Raw genomic sequence first — 5,815 nt, 5'->3', positions numbered from 1 at the left:
CTGTCGTAAATTCCATTAATGTTAAAAAACTTCTTCCTTTTAAATTTACTGCCATCGTTGGCCTCCGAATTATTTTAGAATTTATTGTCTTCCATAGCATAGTAATTTGAAATAATATAATCAAATAATAATTTTGAAGCTACTATACTTGTCATATTATTAAAATCCGTCATTGGGTTTACCTCAACTATATCAATTGCATCAATATAAGGTGCAACAAGCTTTACGAATTTAAACAACTGATAGCTTGTAAATCCACCCGGCTCATTTGCACCGGAGCCAGGCGCAAATGCGCTGTCCAACACATCTATGTCAATTGACATATAAATGTGTTCTGTTCCATTTGAAGCTACCTCAATTGCCTTTTTTGCTGCTTCTTCAATGCTTGTCTCAAAAACTTGATTTGCCGGAATTAAGGTAATATTACTATTCTTTATAAAATGATAATGTTCGGGTGAATTATAGCTTCTCATACCTATTTGAACAAAATTTTTAGCATTTATTCTATCAAGCTCCGAAGCTCTTCTCATTTGACTGCTGCCTGAATATAAACCCTGAACAGATGAATCTTTAACAAGATCTAAATGTGCATCTACATGTATAATACCAATGTTTCCTTTAGTGTTATCATGAAGTGCTTTTATACCCGGCCAACCTGTAGAATGATCTCCCCCTAAAAGTATTGGTGAATATCCTTCTTGGTATATTTTATCTATATTATTTTTTATTTCTTCTAAAGATTGTTTATTATCATACCTGCTAATTTGATTAGTATCTCCGAAGTCTTTTATTTCAAATTTAGATATATCAATCAGACGATCAGCTTCAACATCAAATAACATATCATCTTCAACTCTGTTCTTAATCCATTGCAAAGATTTCCTGATTTGCTCGGGAGCATATCTTGCTCCCGGATATCCTTTGGATGCTGAAGTATCATAAGTCATTCCCATTATTCCGAACTTGTTTTTGCGTTTAATTTTCACTCATATACCTTCTTCCATATTGTCATTAATCAAATCTATTTTTCAACTACATATTGTCCATCTTCAACTACTAAAATAACAAGGTCTTTTCCTACAGGTTCTCTGGCACCTTGGAAGTTTGTAACACCGGTTGCACCTTGGAAATCAGCTGTAGCAGCAATTGCATCTCTTATTGCCGGACCGTCTGTTGTGCCTGCTCTATTTATTGCGTCTGCCATAACATGCATTGCATCATATGCATATGGTGACCATGAATCAACTTTCTTGTTATATTTATTTTCAAATTTCTTTACAAATTCTTGTGCTGCTTCACTAGGGTCAGATTCATGGAAATAACAAACAACATGAGTTCCGTTTGCATCATCACCTGCAAGCTTTAAGAAATCATCTGTGTACAAACTGTCACTAGCATAGAAAGGAACATCAATTCCTAAATTCCTTGCTTGCTGAATAATTAATGAAGCCTCAGTATAATAACTAACTAAAACTATAACTTCTGTATCACTATTCTTTATTTTAGTTAATATAAGTGAAAAGTCCTTATCTTGTCCACCAAGATATGTCTCGTTAAATAATACTTCTCCGCCAACTGCTTTAAAGATATTTGAAAATACATCAGATACTCCTTTTCCATAATCACTGTTATCGTAAATTACAGAAACCTTATTGTATCCTTCTGCTTTCAATAATTCCGCTAACTGTGATCCCTGATAATTGTCACCAACATTTATCCTATATACATAATTTCCAATATTTGCTACATTAGGATTAGTAGAGGCAACTGCAATCGCCGGAATTTCATTTTGTTGGTATATTGGACCTGCGGCCAAGGATGCACCACTGAAGAAGTGCCCGATTATCCCCACAATATTTTTATCACTGGCAAATTTTTGTGCAACGCTAACAGCTTCTTTTGAATCACCCTTATCGTCTCCATAAACTATTTCAATTGGTTTACCTAATACGCCGCCTGCATTATTTATTTCTTCTACCGCTAATTCTACACCATCTTTTGTATAATCTCCAAATTGTGCATAATCACCTGTATACGGAGAAGCAACCCCTATTTTTATAGTGTCTGCATCTTTGCTGCCTTTTCCCGATGAACTACATCCTGTAAATACCGTTGCTAATAATACAGCCATAATCATAATAAAAATTAATACTTTTTTCATTTTAATCCTCCTGATAAATTTTATATAAAAATGATATTTAATCATTTTCACCTAAATAAATTTTCTTAACTTGTGGATCACTTAATAAAACATCTGCATTATCTTGTAAAATAATTTCCCCTACTTCCATTACATAACCATAATCTGCTGCTGATAGAGCGACTTGGGCATTTTGTTCAACTATTAAAACTGTTGTCCCATTATTATTTATACTTTTTATAATTTTAAATACATCTTCTACAACGAGTGGAGCTAATCCCATAGATGGTTCATCAAGCATTAACAGTCTTGGAGCTTGTAACATTCCTCTAACAATTGCTAACATTTGTTGTTCTCCACCACTTAATGTTCCGGCAAGTTGGTTTTCTCTCTCTTTTAATACTTTGAAATTTTGCATTATATTGTTCATTTCCTCATAAAATTTGGCCTTAGTTATATCTCTTGAAGAAGAACTCATAATGAGATTTTCCTTAACTGTTAAGTTGGGAAAAATATGTCTTCCTTCAGGAATATGTATTAAACCTTTCTTGGCAATTTCATGTGGTTTCATACCTGTTATTTCATTACCTTCAAAGAAAATATGACCTTCACTGGGTGAAATTAGACCGGATATAGTCTTTAGCGTACTTGTTTTCCCGGCACCGTTATTTCCTATTAAAGCTACTATTTTTCCCTGTTCAACTTCAAATGAAATATTTCTTACAGCAGCAATTCCGCCATATTTAACAGTTAAGTTTTCTACTTTAATCATTTTTTCTTGCCCCTTCCTAAATAAGCTTCTATAACTAATTCATTATTTTGTATTTCAGAAGCTGAACCATGAGCAATTTTGATACCATGGTCTAAAACGGCAATGCTATTGGATACACCCATAACAACTCTCATGTTATGTTCTATTAGTAAAATAGTAAGACCGGTACTATTCAACTCTCTAATAAACTCCACAACTTCTTTTGCTTCTGAATTATTCATTCCTGCTGTTGGCTCATCTAATAATAGAAGTCTTGGTTTAGACGCTAACGCCCTGATTATTTCTAATTTCCTTTGTTCGCCATATGATAAGTTCCTTGCAAGGTCAAATGCCTTTTGTTTTAAACCAATAGTCTCCAATAAATTCATTGCCTCATCATAACAATCATTTTCTTCCTTAATATTTTTATTATTTCTTAAAATACAGTCTAACATGCTTGATTTAAGCTTAATATGAAGACCAATTAAAACATTCTCTATAACTGTTAAATTAGAAAACAACCTTATATTTTGAAATGTCCTCGTTATTCCCTTTTCAGCTACTTCAAAATCTCTAAGATCTGTTATATCTTTTCCTTCAAAATACTTTTTTCCCTTTGTAGGTGAGTAATGACCAGATATCATATTGAACAAAGTAGTTTTACCTGCACCGTTTGGACCTATTATACTGAATACCTCTCCTTGTTTTATAGAAATGGAGACATCGTCAACAGCCTTTAGTCCACTAAAATATTTACTGATTCCATCAAGTTTTAATATATCCATATTTGCCTCCCTACTTTTTAGCTATTTTTGTTATCCTTGATGGAACCCTTTTTTCCGGCCAAAAACCTTTTGGTTTAAATACCATCATAAGAACTAATAATATACCATATATAAGCATTCTGTAACTTGCAATTGGTCTTAGTAATTCCGGCAACAAAAACAATATGACAACACCTATAATTGATCCTACAAGGCTTCCCCTTCCTCCAACTGTAATCATACATAATATAAGTATGGATTCATTAGAAGTAAAATTATTGGGATTTATAAAATTCATATAATGCGCGAAAAAGCTTCCCCCAATTCCTGCAAAAGCAGCTGTTATAGCAAATGACCAAATTTTATACTTACCTGTATTAATACCAAGAGATGTAGCTGCTATTTCATCCTCTCTTATTGCAACTAAAGTCCGCCCAAATCTTGAATTTGACATTCTGTTCATCACAACACATGTAATAATGACCAAAATCCATATAAGATAAAACATATGTTGTTTTGTATTTATTGTATAACCAAATATTGAAGGAGAAGGAATTCCTTTTATCCCCATAGGACCATTCGTTATACTTTGCATATTTAGAAGTACATAACGTATAATCTCATTGAATCCCAAAGTGACTATAGCTAAATAATCTCCACGAATTCTCAAGGAAGGTATACCTAAGAGCAATCCAAATAAAAGCGATATGAATCCTGCTAATATCAAACCAATCCAAAAACTATCAAATATATTTATTACAAAAAGACTTGATACATAAGAACCTATTCCAAAAAAGGCAGCATGTCCTAAGTCTAATTCACCTGTAACTCCCGCTACAACATTTAAACTGATACCTAATACTACATAAACGCCAAGAAGTATCAAAATATGAAGTATATAGCTATTATCAAATAGTATTGGAAATATAAAAATTATTAATAAAGATACAGGTAAAATTAATTTATTATTTATACGACCGAATATTTTATTAAGCCTTAACTTTTCTTTTATAATATTATCCATAATATTACCTACACTTTCTCGATTTCTTTCTTGCCGAATAAACCTGTAGGTTTAAAAAGCAGAACTAATATTAATATAATGAAGGAAAAAGCGTCTTTGTATTTAGCCGATATTAAAGTAGCACCTAAACTTTCTGCTAAACCTAAAACAATTCCGCCTAACATAGTTCCGGGTATATTACCAATACCACCTAAGACAGCTGCAACAAAAGCTTTAAGACCCATAGAGGAACCCATATTAAATACCACCGAATTATAATATATGCCTACAAGTATACCTGCGGCGGCACCTAATACGGCACCAATTGAAAATGTTATTGAAATAACTTTATTTACATTTATACCCATTAGGCTGGTCATCGCTGAATCCTGTGCAGTTGATCTCATTGCTATCCCAATTCTTGTTTTATAAATCAGAAAGTATAACATTATCATAAAAATTAGAGCAACTATCATAATTAATATTTGTGTGGAAGATATCGTTATATTTGAAAATTCATAAGCTGTAGTATCCATTACCTTGGGGAAAGGCTTCGTATCAGACCCCATTGTCAGCATTATCGTATTTTGCAATATTATAGAAACACCTATAGCACTAATTAACTGCGAACTCCTTGAACCATTTCTAATTGATCTAAAAGCAGTGAATTCAATTAATGCTCCTAAAATTCCGGAAAAGATTAAAGATATAAAAAATGAAATTATTATATTTAATTTTAAAACCGAAACGCAAAAGTAAGCAATAAAAGCTCCTACCATATAAACATCTCCATGAGCGAAGTTTATAAGTCCTAAAATTCCGTATGCAAGTGTATATCCTAAAGCAACCATTGCATAAATAGAACCAATAGTCAAACCATTAATCAATTGTTGAACAATCATTATTTCCTCCTTAATATTATGACTTATTAACTTGATAGTTCAAAAGGACCTTATTAAATATTTACATTGGTATAATATGCATAAATTATGCCAATTTAAAAACGTTGTCCATGTTTATTGAAATTTTACCATTATAAAAAAATTGGTGCTTATTGATTAATCAATAGTGCCCAATTTTTATAAAATACGTTATTCAAGATTATTGTTTATGCTAATCTAAAAATAGGTCAGCTGGCTCATCGAAAACTAGGTCAA

The 5,815-nt window shown here is 32.2% G+C and carries 6 protein-coding genes; all 6 read right to left on the bottom strand.

The window, feature by feature from the left end; genetic code table 11:
* Window positions 1-74 precede the first annotated feature (74 nt).
* The 6 genes from RT412_RS17080 to RT412_RS17055 are packed head-to-tail and all read right to left on the bottom strand — an operon-like array spanning window position 75 to window position 5,560.
* Window positions 75-986 carry an agmatinase family protein gene (locus RT412_RS17080; protein WP_313347137.1) on the bottom strand — a complete coding sequence of 304 codons (912 nt, stop codon included), beginning with the start codon at window positions 984-986 and terminating at the stop codon, window positions 75-77.
* A gap of 35 nt (window positions 987-1,021) precedes the next feature.
* Window positions 1,022-2,161 (bottom strand): ABC transporter substrate-binding protein, encoded by a 1,140-nt coding sequence (locus tag RT412_RS17075; protein WP_313347140.1) that lies wholly within the window; start codon window positions 2,159-2,161, stop codon window positions 1,022-1,024.
* 37 nt (window positions 2,162-2,198) lie between these two features.
* A complete protein-coding gene (locus RT412_RS17070; RefSeq protein WP_313347143.1) occupies window positions 2,199-2,912 on the bottom strand; it encodes an ABC transporter ATP-binding protein in 714 nt (237 codons plus the stop codon).
* On the bottom strand, window positions 2,909-3,676 hold the full coding sequence (locus RT412_RS17065; protein WP_313347146.1) for an ABC transporter ATP-binding protein: 768 nt from the start codon (window positions 3,674-3,676) through the stop codon (window positions 2,909-2,911). Before RT412_RS17065 ends, RT412_RS17070 begins: the two co-directional genes overlap by 4 nt.
* Before the next feature lie 10 nt (window positions 3,677-3,686).
* A complete protein-coding gene (locus RT412_RS17060) occupies window positions 3,687-4,679 on the bottom strand; it encodes a branched-chain amino acid ABC transporter permease (RefSeq protein WP_313347149.1) in 993 nt (330 codons plus the stop codon).
* 8 nt (window positions 4,680-4,687) lie between these two features.
* Window positions 4,688-5,560 carry a branched-chain amino acid ABC transporter permease gene (locus RT412_RS17055; RefSeq protein ID WP_313347152.1) on the bottom strand — a complete coding sequence of 291 codons (873 nt, stop codon included), beginning with the start codon at window positions 5,558-5,560 and terminating at the stop codon, window positions 4,688-4,690.
* Window positions 5,561-5,815: the final 255 nt, after the last annotated feature.

The sequence above is a fragment of the Sedimentibacter sp. genome (assembly GCF_032080165.1).
GTDB lineage: Bacteria > Bacillota > Clostridia > Tissierellales > Sedimentibacteraceae > Sedimentibacter.
The sequence above is the reverse complement of the archived record's forward strand: the minus strand, read 5'-3'. Positions and strand labels throughout refer to the sequence as shown.

What these genes read in the sequence shown, in the direction of transcription:
- RT412_RS17075 (WP_313347140.1), bottom strand. Translation starts at nt 2,161, where the DNA reads ATGAAAAAAGTATTAATTTTTATTATGATTATGGCTGTATTATTAGCA.
- RT412_RS17070 (WP_313347143.1), bottom strand. Translation starts at nt 2,912, where the DNA reads ATGATTAAAGTAGAAAACTTAACTGTTAAATATGGCGGAATTGCTGCT.
- RT412_RS17065 (WP_313347146.1), bottom strand. Translation starts at nt 3,676, where the DNA reads ATGGATATATTAAAACTTGATGGAATCAGTAAATATTTTAGTGGACTA.
- RT412_RS17060 (WP_313347149.1), bottom strand. Translation starts at nt 4,679, where the DNA reads ATGGATAATATTATAAAAGAAAAGTTAAGGCTTAATAAAATATTCGGT.
- RT412_RS17055 (WP_313347152.1), bottom strand. Translation starts at nt 5,560, where the DNA reads ATGATTGTTCAACAATTGATTAATGGTTTGACTATTGGTTCTATTTAT.